The organism is Burkholderia seminalis, from assembly GCF_001718535.1.
Lineage (GTDB): Bacteria > Pseudomonadota > Gammaproteobacteria > Burkholderiales > Burkholderiaceae > Burkholderia > Burkholderia seminalis.
Genome location: NZ_CP013400.1, coordinates 414,770 through 429,153 on the forward strand (window position 1 = coordinate 414,770; position 14,384 = coordinate 429,153).

General features: G+C 64.1%; 15 protein-coding genes. 12 read left to right on the forward strand and 3 right to left on the reverse strand.

The genetic code is table 11. From position 1 onward, the window contains the following. Window positions 1-35: 35 nt before the first annotated feature. Window positions 36-1,208 carry an NAD(P)/FAD-dependent oxidoreductase gene (locus tag WJ12_RS22550; protein ID WP_059559807.1) on the forward strand — a complete coding sequence of 391 codons (1,173 nt, stop codon included), beginning with the start codon at window positions 36-38 and terminating at the stop codon, window positions 1,206-1,208. A 94-nt stretch (window positions 1,209-1,302) separates the two neighbouring features. On the opposite strand, the gene WJ12_RS22555 is transcribed toward WJ12_RS22550, so the two are convergent. Beyond that, on the reverse strand, window positions 1,303-2,484 hold the full coding sequence (locus tag WJ12_RS22555) for a serine hydrolase domain-containing protein (RefSeq protein WP_059559804.1): 1,182 nt from the start codon (window positions 2,482-2,484) through the stop codon (window positions 1,303-1,305). A 252-nt stretch (window positions 2,485-2,736) separates the two neighbouring features. Here WJ12_RS22555 and WJ12_RS22560 point away from each other — a divergent pair, with 252 nt between their 5' ends. The 4 genes from WJ12_RS22560 (at window position 2,737) to WJ12_RS22575 (ending at window position 6,580) form a co-directional block, all read left to right on the forward strand. After that, window positions 2,737-3,864: an aminotransferase class V-fold PLP-dependent enzyme gene (locus WJ12_RS22560; RefSeq protein ID WP_059560087.1), complete on the forward strand. Its 1,128-nt coding sequence runs from the start codon at window positions 2,737-2,739 to the stop codon at window positions 3,862-3,864. Between the two features lie 265 nt (window positions 3,865-4,129). Continuing rightward, the gene (locus WJ12_RS22565) at window positions 4,130-4,594 is read left to right on the forward strand and encodes a GNAT family N-acetyltransferase (RefSeq protein ID WP_049028879.1); all 465 of its coding nucleotides are present in this window, start codon (window positions 4,130-4,132) and stop codon (window positions 4,592-4,594) included. Window positions 4,595-4,744: 150 nt separating this feature from the next. Continuing rightward, entirely contained in the window at window positions 4,745-5,575 is an 831-nt protein-coding gene (locus WJ12_RS22570) for an AraC family transcriptional regulator (RefSeq protein ID WP_069246034.1), read from the forward strand. Between the two features lie 87 nt (window positions 5,576-5,662). Then, complete coding sequence (locus WJ12_RS22575; protein ID WP_059559802.1) at window positions 5,663-6,580, forward strand: alpha/beta hydrolase; 918 nt, start codon at window positions 5,663-5,665, stop codon at window positions 6,578-6,580. A gap of 34 nt (window positions 6,581-6,614) precedes the next feature. Here WJ12_RS22575 and WJ12_RS22580 read toward each other — a convergent pair whose 3' ends face one another. Continuing rightward, entirely contained in the window at window positions 6,615-7,043 is a 429-nt protein-coding gene (locus WJ12_RS22580; protein ID WP_034188425.1) for a VOC family protein, read from the reverse strand. 621 nt (window positions 7,044-7,664) lie between these two features. Here WJ12_RS22580 and WJ12_RS22585 point away from each other — a divergent pair. The 6 genes from WJ12_RS22585 to WJ12_RS22610 all read left to right on the forward strand — a co-directional run bounded on the left by WJ12_RS22585 (window position 7,665) and on the right by WJ12_RS22610 (window position 10,880). Further along, the gene (locus tag WJ12_RS22585) at window positions 7,665-8,039 is read left to right on the forward strand and encodes a VOC family protein (protein ID WP_059559798.1); all 375 of its coding nucleotides are present in this window, start codon (window positions 7,665-7,667) and stop codon (window positions 8,037-8,039) included. A gap of 30 nt (window positions 8,040-8,069) precedes the next feature. After that, window positions 8,070-8,276, forward strand: coding sequence for a hypothetical protein (locus tag WJ12_RS22590; RefSeq protein WP_059559795.1), 207 nt, complete (start codon window positions 8,070-8,072; stop codon window positions 8,274-8,276). Window positions 8,277-8,358: 82 nt separating this feature from the next. After that, window positions 8,359-8,868, forward strand: a complete 510-nt coding sequence (locus WJ12_RS22595) for a hypothetical protein (RefSeq protein ID WP_156444807.1) — start codon at window positions 8,359-8,361, stop codon at window positions 8,866-8,868. A gap of 171 nt (window positions 8,869-9,039) precedes the next feature. Continuing rightward, a complete protein-coding gene (locus WJ12_RS22600) occupies window positions 9,040-9,483 on the forward strand; it encodes a hypothetical protein (protein ID WP_034188422.1) in 444 nt (147 codons plus the stop codon). Window positions 9,484-9,568: 85 nt separating this feature from the next. Next, window positions 9,569-10,081, forward strand: coding sequence for a GNAT family N-acetyltransferase (locus tag WJ12_RS22605; RefSeq protein ID WP_059559790.1), 513 nt, complete (start codon window positions 9,569-9,571; stop codon window positions 10,079-10,081). Further along, entirely contained in the window at window positions 10,056-10,880 is an 825-nt protein-coding gene (locus tag WJ12_RS22610) for a hypothetical protein (RefSeq protein WP_226103873.1), read from the forward strand. The genes WJ12_RS22605 and WJ12_RS22610 overlap by 26 nt, the downstream gene beginning before the upstream one ends. A gap of 4 nt (window positions 10,881-10,884) precedes the next feature. Here the strand turns inward: WJ12_RS22610 and WJ12_RS22615 are convergent, their stop codons facing one another. Further along, window positions 10,885-11,856 (reverse strand): LysR substrate-binding domain-containing protein, encoded by a 972-nt coding sequence (locus tag WJ12_RS22615; RefSeq protein WP_059559787.1) that lies wholly within the window; start codon window positions 11,854-11,856, stop codon window positions 10,885-10,887. 135 nt (window positions 11,857-11,991) lie between these two features. On the opposite strand from WJ12_RS22615, the gene WJ12_RS22620 reads away from it, so the two are divergent. Then, a complete protein-coding gene (locus WJ12_RS22620; protein ID WP_059559786.1) occupies window positions 11,992-14,292 on the forward strand; it encodes an NADP-dependent malic enzyme in 2,301 nt (766 codons plus the stop codon). Window positions 14,293-14,384 lie beyond the last annotated feature (92 nt).

Below are 14,384 nucleotides of genomic sequence, written 5' to 3' on the forward strand. Positions count from 1 at the left end.
CGGGCTGCGCCTTTCACGTGCAACCGGAGTCAGTCGTGAGTTCTCAAGTCGTCATCGTCGGCGGTGGTGTGATCGGCAGCTCGATCGCTTATTTCCTGCGCGCCACCGATCCCACGGTCGCCGTGACCGTCATCGAACGTGACCCCACCTATGCGCGGTCGTCGTCGGCGCTGTCGGCCGCGTCGATTCGCCAGCAGTTCTCGACGCCGCTGTCGATCGAGATGTCGCTGTTCGGCATCGACTTCCTGCGCACGATCGGCGAGCGTCTCGAAGTGGACGGCAACCGGCCGTCGATCGACCTGCACGAAGGCGGCTACCTGTTCCTCGCGACGCCGGCCGGCGACGCGACGCTGCGCGAGAATCATGCGCTGCAGACGCGCCTCGGCGCCGATATCCGCCTGATGGACCGCGACGCGCTGCGCGCGAAGTTTCCGTGGCTGAACGTCGACGATCTCGTGTCGGGCGCGTACGGCGCGAGCGGCGAAGGCTGGTTCGACGGCTACGGGCTCGTGCAGGCGCTGCGCAAGAAGGCGCAGGCGCTCGGTGCGCGCTACGTGCCGGCCGACGTGAAGGACGTGGTACGCGACGGGCGCAAGATCACGCATGTCGTGACGGGCGACGGCGAGCGCTACGCATGCGACACGCTCGTCAATGCAGCCGGCGCATGGGCGCGCACGCTGTCGTCGATGATGGGCATCGACATTCCCGTGTATGCGCGGCGCCGCAGCATCTTCAACGTATCGTCGCCGGCGAAGCTCGCCGATTGCCCGCTGCTGATCGACCCGACCGGCGTGTATTTCCGGCCGGAAGGGCGCACGTATATCTGCGGCACGTCGCCGAGCCCGGATCGCGACCCGGACGACCTGCCGCTCGACGAAGTCGATCATGACCTGTTCGACGAGGTGATCTGGCCGACGCTCGCGAATCGCGTGCCGGAATTCGAGGCGCTGCGCGTGGAGAACTGCTGGTCCGGGTACTACGAGTACAACGTGTTCGACCACAACGCGATCATCGGCTATCACCCGGCGCTCGACAACGTCGTGTTCGCGAACGGCTACAGCGGCCACGGATTGCAGCAGGGGCCGGCGACGGGGCGCGGCGTCAGCGAGCTCATTCTGGGCGGGCGTTACGACACGCTCGACCTGTCGTCGCTCGGCTGGGCGCGTGTGCTGGAAAACCGGCCGATCGTCGAAAAGAACGTCGTATAGTGCGGCGTGACCGCCCGGTCGTGTTGTGGGCGGGATTCTCCTTGTGCCTCAAACCCGTTGGCCCGACGCGTGTCGGGCCTTTTTTTCGTGCGGGTCAGCCGGCGCCATAGACGGCGTCGCGCAGATCCAGCGTGTACTGGCCGTTCATTCCTTCGTAGAGCGTGTTCGACAGCGACACGACGGTCAGCCCGCGTGCGCGATCGACGAACCAGGAATGACCGTAGACGCCACCCCAGCGCCAGGTGCCGACCGATTCGGGCGATGCGGCCGCCTGCGGGTCGCGCAGCACCGAAAACCCGATCCCGAAGCCCGCGCCCGGCAGGTCCGCCAGCTCGAGGTCGCCGGTCTGCACGCGGCCCATTTCGTCGACGAGGTCCGCGGGCAGGATGGCGCCGCCGCCCGCGCGCAGCGTGTCCAGCACCGTCAGCACATCGCCGGCGGTGCCGACCATGCCGGCGCCGCCCGATGCGAAAGCCTGCGCGTCGAGCGCGCGCGACGGCGAGTACGTGACGCCGACGAACCCTGCGTCGATGGGCACCGTCTCGTTCTCGGCGAGCCGGTGCGGCTGCGGCGTGTCGTTGACGTACGGCGTGGCAAGCCGCGCCGGATCGCGCGCGACGAAGGCCGTGTCGCGCGCGCCGAGCGGGCGGAGCACGAGCGCATCGATCGCGTCGGCGAGCGGCACGCCGCAGACGGCCTCGATCAGCGCGCCGACGACGTCGATCGACAGCGAGTAGTTCCAGTCGGTGCCGGGCGCGAACTGCAGCGGCACGCTCGCGATCCGGCGCAGGTTTTCGGCGAGTGTGATCGTCGCGCCGTCCAGCCCGTCGGAGACGCCGGCACGCGCATAGGGGCCGTTCGTGTCGGTCTCGCTGAAGCGATAGCCGAGGCCGGCGGTATGCGCGAGCAACTGTCGCAGCGTGATCGTCGGCACGCGGCCGTCGGGCAGTGCGGGGCGGAACTCGGGCAGCCAGCGCGTCACGTCGTCCTCGAGCGACAGCTTGCGTTGCGCGACGAGCGCCATCGCGGCCGCCGAGACGATCGGCTTCGTCACCGATGCGAGCCGGAACAGCGTGTCCTCGCGCATCGGCGTGCGCGATTCGCGGTCCGCGAACCCGGCCGCGCGGCGGTAGATGAGTTCGCCGTCGCGCGCGACCAGGACCACCGCGCCGACGAGGCGCTGCGTGTCGAGCTGGCGGGACAGGACCGCATCGATGCGCTCGGCGAGCGCCGGATCGATGGACGACTGCCGTGACGAAGCTGAAGAGGAGGTCATCGAGGATTCCTTCGTGAAGGGTCTGGTCGACATGTTATGGGCGGATGGCCGCACGCGTCGTTAACCCTTACACGGAACAGGGCTACGCGCGCGGCACGGGCCGGCGGACAAAATATGCCCCAATCGGCCGGCGGCGTTCGTTAGAATCTGCTTTCGTCGAGGAAATGACGCATCCGCATGGGTGCGAAGCAGTATCGAATCGCAGGCGCCGCGCGCCGCGTTTCCATCGTTTATCTTTCACCGGAGGCGAGCATGCCAGGTTTACTTCCCGATGTTGACCGCGAGGGGCTCCTCGAATATTCGGTGGTGTACACCGATCGCTCGGTCAACCACATGTCGCAGCGCTTTCAGGGCGTCATGCGCGACATTTCCGCCACGCTGAAGAAGGTCTACCACGCGAAGGCGGTCGCGATCGTCCCGGGCAGCGGCACGTTCGGCATGGAAGCCGTGGCGCGGCAGTTCGCGACCAACAGGAAGTGCCTCGTGATCCGCAACGGCTGGTTCAGTTACCGCTGGTCGCAGATCTTCGACATGGGCAGCATTCCGTCCGAAACGACGGTGCTGAAAGCGCGTCCGGTCGAAACGGGCCGGCAGGCCGCCTATGCGCCGGCGCCGATCGACGAAGTGGTCGCCGCGATCAACGAGCACAAGCCCGATCTGGTGTTTGCGCCGCACGTCGAAACGGCTTCCGGGATGCTGCTGCCCGACGGGTATCTGCGTGCGGTGGCCGATGCCGTGCATGCGGTCGGCGGCATGTTCGTGCTCGATTGCATTGCGTCGGGCACCGTCTGGGTCGACATGCAGGCGAGCGGCGTCGATATCCTGATCAGCGCGCCGCAGAAAGGCTGGAGCGCGTCGCCGTGTTGCGCGATGGTCATGTTCAGCCCGCTTGCGCGCGAACGCATCGATTCGACGACCAGCACCAGCTTCGCGTGCGATCTGCGCAAGTGGCTGCAGATCATGGAGGCGTACGAGGGCGGCGGGTTTGCGTATCACGCGACGATGCCGACCGACAGCCTCACGACGCTGCGCGACGTGATGAAGGAAACCGACGCGTACGGTTTCGACAAGGTAAAGGCCGAGCAGCTCGAACTGGGCGAGCGCATTCGTGCGCTGCTGGCGGAGAAGGGGTTCAGGAGCGTGGCGGCGGCAGGGTTCGAGGCGCCGGGTGTCGTGGTCAGCTATACGGACGACGACGGGATTCGAACCGGGAAGAAGTTCGCGGATGTCGGGTTGCAGATCGCGGCCGGCGTGCCGCTGCAGTGCGACGAGCCGGAGGACTTCAAGACGTTCCGGCTGGGGTTGTTCGGTCTCGACAAGCTGCACGACGTCGATGGCGCGGTCGAGCGGTTCTCGGATGCGTTGAACCGGATTCTTTGACGCGGTTGTTCGGCGCGGGCGCGCACCGGATCGTTGCCGGGACGGTGCGCGGTGGCGTGCGCTGTCCTGGTCTAGCGGTCCCGAATGGGCACGGTGAGTTTCGATGCCGACCCACTCGACCACGTGATCGTTCGAGCGGTTGCCGCCTCCACCGGTGACTACGCCGAGTTCCGCCTGCTTCAACGCGTCGTCCAGCGCCTGATGCCTCCGACAGAGGCATGCCGCGCATGGTCGTCGGTCTTTACCGACCGGGAAAGGAGACCGGATGCACCGCCGATTTGTCATTCGTGCCGGCCGGCCCGCCGATGCAGACGCACTCACGAAACTGGCATTTCTTTCGAAAGCGCACTGGGGCTACCCCGAGGCGTGGCTGGATCTTTGGCGAGCCGATCTCACGGTGACGCCCGAGATGATCGAGAGCTCGATGGCGTACGTGGCCGAAACGGAAGAACGGATCATCGGGTTCTGGGTGAGGGCTGCGACCGATTCCGATGCGCTTACGCGCGGATGGCTGTTCGTTCATCCGGATCATATGGGGCAGGGCGTCGCACGTGCGCTATGGTCCGCGCTCAGGAAGGAAGCCGCCGCGAAGGGAATCGGAAGCTTCGTGATCGAGGCAGATCCCAACGCCGTGCCGTTCTATATGGCGCTCGGCGCGGAGAAGATTGCCGAGAAAGAGTCGACGCTCATTCCGGGCAGATGGGTTCCGATCCTGCGGGTACCCGTGTGATTTGGCGACGTGGTGCAATCATCGGGGCGACCGAACGGAATTCCACGCTGCAGGCGGACCCGTGTCGTTTGTCCGACTCGCGCGACCGCATCACCCGGCCATCCCGCGCAAATGAAAGGACGCGCGATGCAGGGCGAAGGTAAAGCGATCATGCTCGACGCGACGGCCCACCCGAAGCGGACTGGCCGCGTATACGCGCCGAAGAGCACCGACCCGCGCGATTACCAGCACGCACCGGGTATCGCTGCAGTCATGCCGAAAGCATTTCCCGACGGTTTCGTCGTCGCGGAACACCAGCATCCGCGCGCGCAACTCGTCTACACGACGACGGGCATAGCCGAAGTCCGTGCGAGCCAGTCTCTGTGGATGATCCCGCCGCATCGCGCACTCTGGATTCCACCGGACCTTCCGCATGCGATGCGTGCACACGGCCTCCTCGAAATGCGAACGGCGTACGTCGACCCGCGCGCGTACCCGTCGGCTTATCCGAATCAACCGAGACTGGTCGAGGTGTCGCCGCTGCTGCGTGAACTGATCGTGCGCGCGTCGTCCCTGCCGATCGACACGCATCCCGCCGGACGCGACGATCTCGTCATCCAGCTCATGCTCGCTGAAATCGAATGGTCGCCCGAGCAGCCGTTAAGGCTTCCGTCTGGCCGGGACCGGCGGCTTGCACGCGTCTGCGATGCCATCCTGTCGGATCCGGCCGATCAACGAACGCTGACGGAATGGGCCGGTGAAGTCGGTGCGTCGAGCCGAACCTTGGCGCGGTTGTTCCAGGCCGAAACGGGCTTGTCGTTCAGCCAGTGGCGACAACAAGCGCGTATTTCAGCCGCGCGCCCACTGCTGGCGTCGGGTTGCTCGGTGATCGCCGTCGCGGCCGAACTGGGCTACGAAACGACGAGCGCATTCTCGACCGTGTTTCGCCGCTTCACCGGCATGACGCCGAGCGCTTACGCGAAATTGTCCGATTCGGCGTAGCACACGTCTTACCGGAACACGCGGGACATGGCGTGCGGGCATATCGTGTCGGTCATCGAATCCACCGACCGAATGAGGCCAGCCGACATGACGCGCCACGACATCGAATTCCCGTCCGAATCCGCGACGCTGCGGGGCTGGTTCTACGTGCCGACGCGGCGCGTCGCCGACAGCGAAACGTATCCTGCCATCGTGATGGCGCACGGCTTTTCGGCCGTGAAGGAGCAGTATCTGGACCGCTACGCGGAGGTGTTCGCCGCGAGTGGTTTTGCCGTGCTGCTCTACGATCACAAGAACTTCGGCGCGAGCGACGGGCTGCCCCGTCAGGAAATCGACCCCGTACAACAGAAGCGCGGCTATCGTGATGCGATCGGCTACCTGCTGACGCGTGCCGATGTCGATGGCGAACGCATCGGTATCTGGGGCACCAGCTACAGCGGCGGCCACGTGCTCGAAGTTGCCGCGATCGACCGGCGCGTGAAATGCGTGGTGTCGCAGGTGCCGACGATCAGCGGATACCAGTCGGGCTTGCGCCGCACGCGTTCCGATCTCGTACCGGCAATGCTGGCGCGTTTTGACGAAGACCGCAGGCAGCGCTTCGCGGGCAGCGCGCCGGCCATGTTGCCGGCCGTCAGTGCCGACCCGTCGGCCGCGTGCGCGATGGCCGGCGCGGATGCGTACCGGTTCTTCACCGAATCGGCCGCGCAGTTTGCGCCGAGCTGGCGAAACGAAGTGACGTTACGCAGTGCGGAGATGTCCCGCGAGAACGAACCGGGCCAGTACGCCGATCGCATCTCGCCGACGCCACTGCTGATGATCGTCGCCGATCAGGACGTGTTGACGCCGACCGACCTGTGCCTCAAGGCATGGGCAAACGCACTCGAACCGAAGCGCCTGCTCCAGATCAAGGGCGGGCATTTCACGCCGTATATCGAGCACTTCGACGCAACCAGTCGGGCAGCGGCGGAATGGTTCACGCAGCATCTGGGCGGCGTGCCGACCTGAGCCCGCGCGCGTCCGACCGGCGCCGCCGTTGGCGCTATGCGTGCCGCTTCGGGTTCCACGCCTTGTGGACGAACTCGAGCCGATTGCCGTCGAAGTCGGCGACGTTCGCCGCGTAGTAGCCGCGAGCGAAGTAGGTGCGATCCGCCGGTTTTCCCTCGTCGATGCCGCCTGCCTGGAGCGCGGCTGCGTAAGCGGCGTCGACCCGTTCGTTGGAGTCGCAGACGATCCCGAGATACAGCCCCGTCTCGCCGGGTTTGCGCTGGCGCAGCCAGATACTCGATCCGACCGCGGTGCCCTTGCCGTACACGTCGTCGCCGATGCCGTAGAGATCGGGGACGCCCTCGGGGCCCGACGCGGAGTCGTAGTTGCCGAAGATGCGCCAGCCGAGCGGTTTCAACGCTGCGGCGTAGAAGGCCAGCGACTTGTCGATGTCGGTGACGGAGAGGTAGACGTGGTCGATCATTGGGCCGCCTTTTTCGGTGTGGGTGCTCAGGGTTGGGACATCACGCTATCGGACCATAACAAACCGGCGATGCGCTGCACAGCGTCGACGATGGTCAAGCCGGTCGCGCGGCAATGGGGGCTCACAAATGACGTGTCCCAAACCGGCGCCGACGCCGGCCGTTGCTTCGTCATATGAAGTAATAGCTGTAATCCCGCATGAAATCTTCTTTCCGGTGACTCGGGCTAGACTGGTCGCGCCTTGTCCCCCCCAAGGCGTTTGGTGACTTCCGCTCGGCCCGCGCTTTCCGGCGCGGGCCTATTTTTTCGAGCGGGTGCTGTCGGCGCTCGAATGAGCGCCAACCGGATGCGCATGGTTTTTTCGAATCCTTTCAGGTGAGCAAGGTATCGACATGCGATCGTCAGGTATCCACAGGATCTCGCCAATGTCACGTCGCGTCGCGTGACGGCCCGGTATGGGGTGAGCGGGTGTTCCTTGTATCCCGCTCATTGGCCCGACGTTGTCGGGCCTCTTTTGTTGGTGAGCGAAGAGGTGTACTGCTGCAGGCAGTGTGTGGCACCATCGCGGTGGTCTCGACATCACACCCGGGTGCAGGCCCGCCCATCTATCCGAGGGGATCTCATGTTTGACCACGTCAAATTCGGCGTCAGCGACTTTGCCGCCAGCAAGGCGTTTTTCCTCAAGGCGCTTGCACCGATCGGGGCAGTGACCGTGGGCGAGGGCGAGCCTTCTTACGGTATCGAGATCAGTACGCCCGCCAAGGCCTCGTTGTGTCTGTTCCAGTCGGACGAGAAACCGGCGCATCTCCACATCGCGTTCGTGGCCGACAATCGGCAGCAAGTCGATGTGTTCTATCGCGCGGCGCTGGAGGCGGGCGGGAAGGACAACGGTGCGCCCGGGCTGCGGCCGCATTATCACGCGAACTACTACGCGGCATTCGTCATCGGGCCGGATGGGCACAATATCGAGGTGGTGTGTCATCAGGCGGAGGGATGATGCACCAAACACGCAAGAGAGCGTGTCGCGATGAGTGAAATGACCATCGATTGGCCTTTCTACATCATGGTGCTTGCCGCGAGTGTTGAATACTGGCCCGTTACGCTTTGTGTCGGCGTGGCTGGATTGTATTTCGGGGCGACTCGCCTGCGCGGTATCCGGCGGGTGGTCTGTCTTGTCATTGCGCCTTTGTTCGTCCTCGTTGCTGGCGCCGGGATTTACTTGTCCTTCGGTTAGGGGGGCGCGAATCACGCTTGCACTCGGATCGAGTCTGCGCCCGGCTGACTCGACAGCGCGTTTCGAATTGGAACACTTGCTCTTGCGAAAATACCTGCTGCTTTGGATTCTGGTGATGCACACGGTTGATGTGTCTGCGCAGTTTCCCTTTGCTCAACGCCCCTTTTTCGGCCAGCCATCATTTCGTTTTGGTCTTGGGATGATTTTCAGTTTTCCGGCTCCATCCCTCGACGAATCGCCCGAGGCCGCCTACAAATATTGCATGCAGGCGGCGGTATCGGCGTTGATTCGCTTTGACGATTTCCTCGTTACGAGTACGTCGTCGATCCTACCCAGTTCGCCGATTGCACCGCAGCAATTACCGAGGGCCTTTCCGATGTTTCCTGTTCTGAAACACTCGCCCTCGACATACGAGCTGGAACGCAACCAGTGTGTTCGGGGATATGACAGATTGCGAGCGGTGATGATCGACATGCCGACGATCGAACATCTCTATGCGGGCTTGTCGAGATGCGAGCAAATCTACGGTCGTGATCAGATCGCTGATCATGCGCTGTGCGTTGTCGCGATCGCGGAGCATCAAGGGCGGTGAGTTTTGTTGTTGCGAATGGTCGGCCGCTTCAGCTTCTATCGGACGATCGTTTCGAATCGGACAGCGAGTACGCTACACTCAGCCGAAACGCACAGAAGAGTGATATCGGCATGCGGTGCAGACAATAGAAGTACATCCCGGGGCGGGGGCCATCGGCCTCCCGAAAAGACGATGCCAATCAGCAAACTGAAGGCCATGCCGGCGTTTCACACGGACGCGCCGCCGCAGATCCGTCATGCCGTCGCGCTCTTCGCGATTGTCTGGCTCATCGAGGTCGGATGTGCTGTCTGGCTTCAGAGGCTGGGTTTCGATCAACTTGGTGAAGTGCCCGCGGAAAAGGCAACGCTGATGCGTAAGGGCATTGCCCTGATCGCCGTGGTCCAGGCATTCTGGCTGCTCTTGAACGCGAGCCTGATCATCGGCCTTTGCCAGCGACAAAAGCTGGCGCGAACGCTGGAACTGATACTCACGATTGTCACGACGCTAGCCTTCATCGTGATGGCACCCCCGTTCAGGATGACTCTGTTCGAAGTGTCCTTTTTCGCCAATGCGATTGCGACCGTGCTCATTTATTCGGGCCCATGTTCACGCTGGTTCCAGGGTACGACTTCGTAAGGTCGTTACGTTTGTTATTGCGAATGCGGGTCGGCGAGATGAAGGCCGTCGTGCGACGCCGCGAAGATTCAACGGAAAGACGAGCGTGAATTCGAATGACATCCGCCGAGCCACGGCAGACGACGTACCGGCACTTACGCAGATCCGGAACGATGCGCACGCAAAGAAAGTCGCGCATGGCGACTATGTGTGGGGCAAGGAGGGTGACGGCTTCTCCGAGCGGTGGGTACGAAACCATGTCGCCGAGAAATCGGTGTATGTCGTCGAACAGAACGGCACGTTGGTCGGAACGTTCTCGCTGAGTTTCGACGATGACCCGCACTGGGGGCCGCAAGAACCGGTTGCCGGTTACGTGCACGGGCTATGTGTGCGGCGAGGTTTCAACGGGCTCGGGATCGGCGGCGTCATGCTCGATTGGTGCGCCCGCGAGGTGAGCCGCATCGACCGGCGTTTCGTTCGACTCGACTGCGCTGCCGAAAACACCAAGCTCTGCGCTTATTACGAATCGCTCGGCTTCGTCCGCGTGGGGATCAAGTCGGATGGCCGCGACTGGTCGTTGTACGAGAAACCGGTTGCCCCGCACCGACCGGAACGTTGAAGGGTTTCTCTCACGCACTTCGTCGAAGCGAATGAAACCGGCGATGCGCCTTTTTGCCAGAACCGGCCAGATCATCGACAATCTGCAGCCGTCAAATAATCAGAAAGAGAGAGGGTGTATGCGCAGGACCGGCAAGATGTTCGCGGCAATCTTGAGTCTGGCAGTCGTCGGCATTGCCGGCGTTCGGGCGGCCTCCGCCGGCGAATCCGCATTTCCGCGCTACACGCAGACGGAAGGCCAGCTCGATAGCGACGGGCTCCCGCTTTCCGGCGTGAAGCTCTGCGTGCTTCCCGACCATGCGCCGTGCTTCGAGATGCCGCCGGCGCCGCTTCCCGGTTCGTCCCGGGAGGTGTACCAGTTCGGCCTGAATCCTCGCTCCGAACGGCTGCCGATCGCATCGGGCGGCTCGTGGGTGTTCTTCTCGGGGATGTTCTCGGGCGGCGGCAGCGGGATGCTGGAGCGTGTGGCCGTCCTGCGTGTCGGCCCGAATGGCAAGATCGAGAACCTGATGCCCAAAGTGACCGAAACGGAGATGGCCGACCGCGCGATGTGGAAGCTGCCGGACGTTTCGCCCTACCCGGTGTTTGTCCGCGCGGACTATATCTGGGAGAAGGACGAGGATCATTTCGGCAAGCACTTCTTCGAAGTCGACGCGTGGGTGTTCGATCCCGCCGCCAATCAATATGCGAAGCGTTTTTCCTACCGCACAACCAGGCGCTACGACCGCGGCGAGGGCTCGGACCACGTGTTGAGTGCCGAGCGCGCGGAAATCCTGCGCCGCCTCGCCGCGAGCAAATAGCCGCTTATCGCTGCATGTCCCCGTACGTCTCCTTGCACACCGCGCGCAGCGCGTCGACGAGCAGATCGCGCGCGGGCGAGCGCGAATCGGCGGAGCGGGTAAACAGCGCGATCGGCGGCAGCGTCCACACGAGCGAGTAAGGCACGATCGCCACGCCGGCAATCCGCACCAGTTCTTCCGCGATATCGGCCGGCACGATCGACACGGCCTCGTCGCTCGACGCGATCATTTCGCCGATCAGCTTCGACGAGTAGCTTTCGACGATCGGCACGGGCGGCGCGATGCCGGCCGACAGGAACAGGTCGGTCACCTGTTCGCGCATCGGCGTATGCGGCGCGCCGAGAATCCAGTCGAGCGCGTGCAGCTTGTGCCAGTCCAGCGGCATGCGCGCGAGCTTGGCCGCCAGCCGCCGGCTCGCGATCACGCGCGGCTGCTGCTGGTACAGCACTTCGAACGAAACCTGCCCCAGATCGATCGCCGACGACGCGCGGCCGATCACGATGTCGACGCCGTGATCCCTGAGTTGCAACAGCAGCTGATCGCTGGTGCCTTCGTGAATCGTCACGGTCAGCCGCCGTTCCATCCGTGCCTGCAACCGCTTCAGCGCCGCCGACAGCAGCTGGCCGGAGATGAACGGAATCACGCCGATGTGCAGATGGGCCGCGTGCCCGGCGGCGACGGCCTCCATTTCGCGGGCGAGGTGGTCGAGATCCTTGATCATCGCCTTCGCGCGCTCCAGCACGACCGTGCCGAGCGCGGTGGGCCGCATGCCGCGCGACGAGCGCTCGAACAGCGGCGTGCCGAACATGCTCTCCAGCTCGGACAGCGCGTTCGTCACGGCCGGCTGGCTGCTGGCCATGTACTCGGCGACGCGCGTCAGCGACCCGTGCTGCTGGATCTGCAGCAACAGCACCAGATGCCGAATCTTCAGACGCGCGCCCAGCCGCCTGACCACGTCGTTTGCGTCAAAATTCATTGACTGGTCATGTATTCATTAGGAAAAAGTGATGAGCCGATATTAAAACAGAATCATCACGTTATGGCAGATCCCTAGAATCACCTCCATGGATCGCGCCGGGACTGGCCTGGCGCCCACGCCGGGACCCAAAACATGAAACAGACAGAGACACAGCAACAGGCCGCGTTCGACTATCACGAGTTTCCGACCCCCGGGAAAATCTCGGTCGTGGCGAGCAAGCCGCTGGTGACCCAGCGCGATCTGGCGCTGGCCTATACGCCCGGCGTGGCGAGCGTGTGCGAGTCGATCGCCGCCGATCCGCTGCAGGCGCACCGCTTCACAAGCCGCGGCAACCTGGTCGGCGTGATCACGAACGGCACCGCGGTGCTCGGCCTCGGCAACATCGGCCCGCTCGCATCGAAGCCGGTGATGGAAGGCAAGGCCGTCCTGTTCAAGAAGTTCGCCGGGATCGACGTGTTCGACATCGAGATCAACGAGACCGATCCGGACAAGCTGGTCGACATCATTGCCGGCCTCGAACCCACGTTCGGCGGCATCAACCTCGAGGACATCAAGGCGCCGGAATGCTTCACGGTCGAGCAGAAGCTGCGCGAACGCATGAAGATTCCCGTCTTCCACGACGATCAGCACGGCACCGCGATTACCGTTTCCGCCGCGTTCATCAACGGGCTGAAGGTCGTCGGCAAGTCGATCAAGGACGTGAAGGTCGTGACGTCGGGCGCCGGAGCAGCCGCGCTGGCGTGCCTGGACCTGCTGGTCGACCTCGGGCTGCCGGTGGAAAACGTCTGGGTGACCGACATCGAGGGCGTCGTCTATCGCGGCCGCACCGTGCTGATGGACCCGGCCAAGTCGCGCTTCGCGCAGGAAACGGATGCGCGCAAGCTGGCCGAAGTGATCGGCGGCGCGGATGTGTTCCTGGGGCTGTCGGTCGGCGGCATCCTCACGACCGAGATGCTGAAGGCGATGGCGGCGCGTCCGCTGATTCTCGCGCTGGCCAACCCGACGCCGGAAATCTTCCCGGAACTGGCGCACGAGACGCGCGACGACGTCGTCATCGCGACGGGCCGCTCGGACTATCCGAACCAGGTCAACAACGTGCTGTGCTTCCCGTACATTTTCCGCGGCGCGCTGGATGTGGGCGCGACGACGATCACGCGCGAAATGGAAATCGCCGCGGTGCACGCGATCGCGGGGTTGGCGGAGGAAGAGCAGAACGAAGTGGTCGCGGCGGCCTACGGCGCGTACGACGTGTCGTTCGGCGCGCAATACCTGATTCCGAAGCCGTTTGACCCGCGCCTGATCGTGCGAATCGCGCCGGCCGTGGCCAAGGCGGCGATGGAAGGCGGCGTGGCGACGCGCCCGCTCGAGAATCTCGACGCGTATGTCGAGCAGCTGCAGCAGTTCGTCTATCACTCGGGCGCGTTCATGAAGCCGCTGTTCGCGACCGCGCGTCGGCTCGTGCGTGACGGCGGCAAGGCGCGGATCGTGTTCACCGAGGGCGAAGACGAGCGCGTGCTGCGTGCGGTGCAGGTGATCGTCGACGAGAAGCTCGCGCGTCCGATCCTGGTCGGGCGTCCGGAGGTGCTGCTGGCGCGCATCGAGCGGTTCGGCCTGCGCCTGCGACTCGGTCAGGATGTCGAAGTGACCAATCCGGAGTATGACGAACGCTTCCCGCAGTACTGGACGAAGTATTGGGAACTGCGTTGCCGCGACGGCATTTCGAAGGAAATGGCGCGCGTGGAAATGCGCCGCCGCCTCACGCTGATCGGCGCGATGATGGTGCAGCTCGGCGATGCGGACGGGATGATTTGCGGGACGGTGGGCGAGTATCACAATCACCTGCGATTCGTGGACGAAGTGATCGGCAAGAAGCCCGGTGCGTCGACCTACGCGGCGATGAACATCCTGCTGCTCGATCAGCGGACGGTCGCGCTGGTGGATACGCACGTCAACGACAACCCCGATGCGGAGCAGATCGCGGAATTCACGATCGCGGCGGCCCGGCAGATGGAATGGCTGAACCTGACGCCGAAGGTCGCGCTGCTGTCGCGGTCGAACTTCGGGTCGGGAAGCGCGGCCTCGGGCGTGAAGATGCGCCGGGCGCTGGAGATCATGCGGGAACAGGCGCCGGATATCGAGGCGGATGGCGAGATGCATGGCGACTGTGCGCTGGATGAAGGGCTGCGTGCGAAGCTACTGCCGATGTCGCCGCTGAAGGGCGCGGCGAACTTGCTGGTTTGTCCGAATGTCGACGCCGGTAACATCGCGTACAACCTGCTCAAGACCGAGGCGGGGAGCAATGTGGCGGTGGGGCCGTTCCTGCTCGGCGTCAATGCGCCGGTGAACATCCTGACTTCGAGCGCCACCGTGCGGCGGATCGTGAATATGGCCGCGTTGACGGTGATCGAGGCGAATCGGGGTGTGGGTGGTTGATTGAATGGCGGGGGCGGTTACGGCCGCCCCTTGTTCGTGCGCATCTGGCCGTTACGAGCCAGCCGGATTCGCTGCGTCTGCCCGGGGGCGGC

Excerpts from the sequence above, each read along its gene's own strand:
- WJ12_RS22555 (WP_059559804.1), bottom strand. The coding sequence starts at position 2,484 with ATGACCTCCTCTTCAGCTTCGTCACGGCAGTCGTCCATCGATCCGGCG.
- WJ12_RS22560 (WP_059560087.1), top strand. The coding sequence starts at position 2,737 with ATGCCAGGTTTACTTCCCGATGTTGACCGCGAGGGGCTCCTCGAATAT.
- WJ12_RS22565 (WP_049028879.1), top strand. The coding sequence starts at position 4,130 with ATGCACCGCCGATTTGTCATTCGTGCCGGCCGGCCCGCCGATGCAGAC.
- WJ12_RS22570 (WP_069246034.1), top strand. The coding sequence starts at position 4,745 with ATGCTCGACGCGACGGCCCACCCGAAGCGGACTGGCCGCGTATACGCG.
- WJ12_RS22575 (WP_059559802.1), top strand. The coding sequence starts at position 5,663 with ATGACGCGCCACGACATCGAATTCCCGTCCGAATCCGCGACGCTGCGG.
- WJ12_RS22580 (WP_034188425.1), bottom strand. The coding sequence starts at position 7,043 with ATGATCGACCACGTCTACCTCTCCGTCACCGACATCGACAAGTCGCTG.
- WJ12_RS22585 (WP_059559798.1), top strand. The coding sequence starts at position 7,665 with ATGTTTGACCACGTCAAATTCGGCGTCAGCGACTTTGCCGCCAGCAAG.
- WJ12_RS22590 (WP_059559795.1), top strand. The coding sequence starts at position 8,070 with ATGAGTGAAATGACCATCGATTGGCCTTTCTACATCATGGTGCTTGCC.
- WJ12_RS22600 (WP_034188422.1), top strand. The coding sequence starts at position 9,040 with ATGCCAATCAGCAAACTGAAGGCCATGCCGGCGTTTCACACGGACGCG.
- WJ12_RS22615 (WP_059559787.1), bottom strand. The coding sequence starts at position 11,856 with ATGAATTTTGACGCAAACGACGTGGTCAGGCGGCTGGGCGCGCGTCTG.
- WJ12_RS22620 (WP_059559786.1), top strand. The coding sequence starts at position 11,992 with ATGAAACAGACAGAGACACAGCAACAGGCCGCGTTCGACTATCACGAG.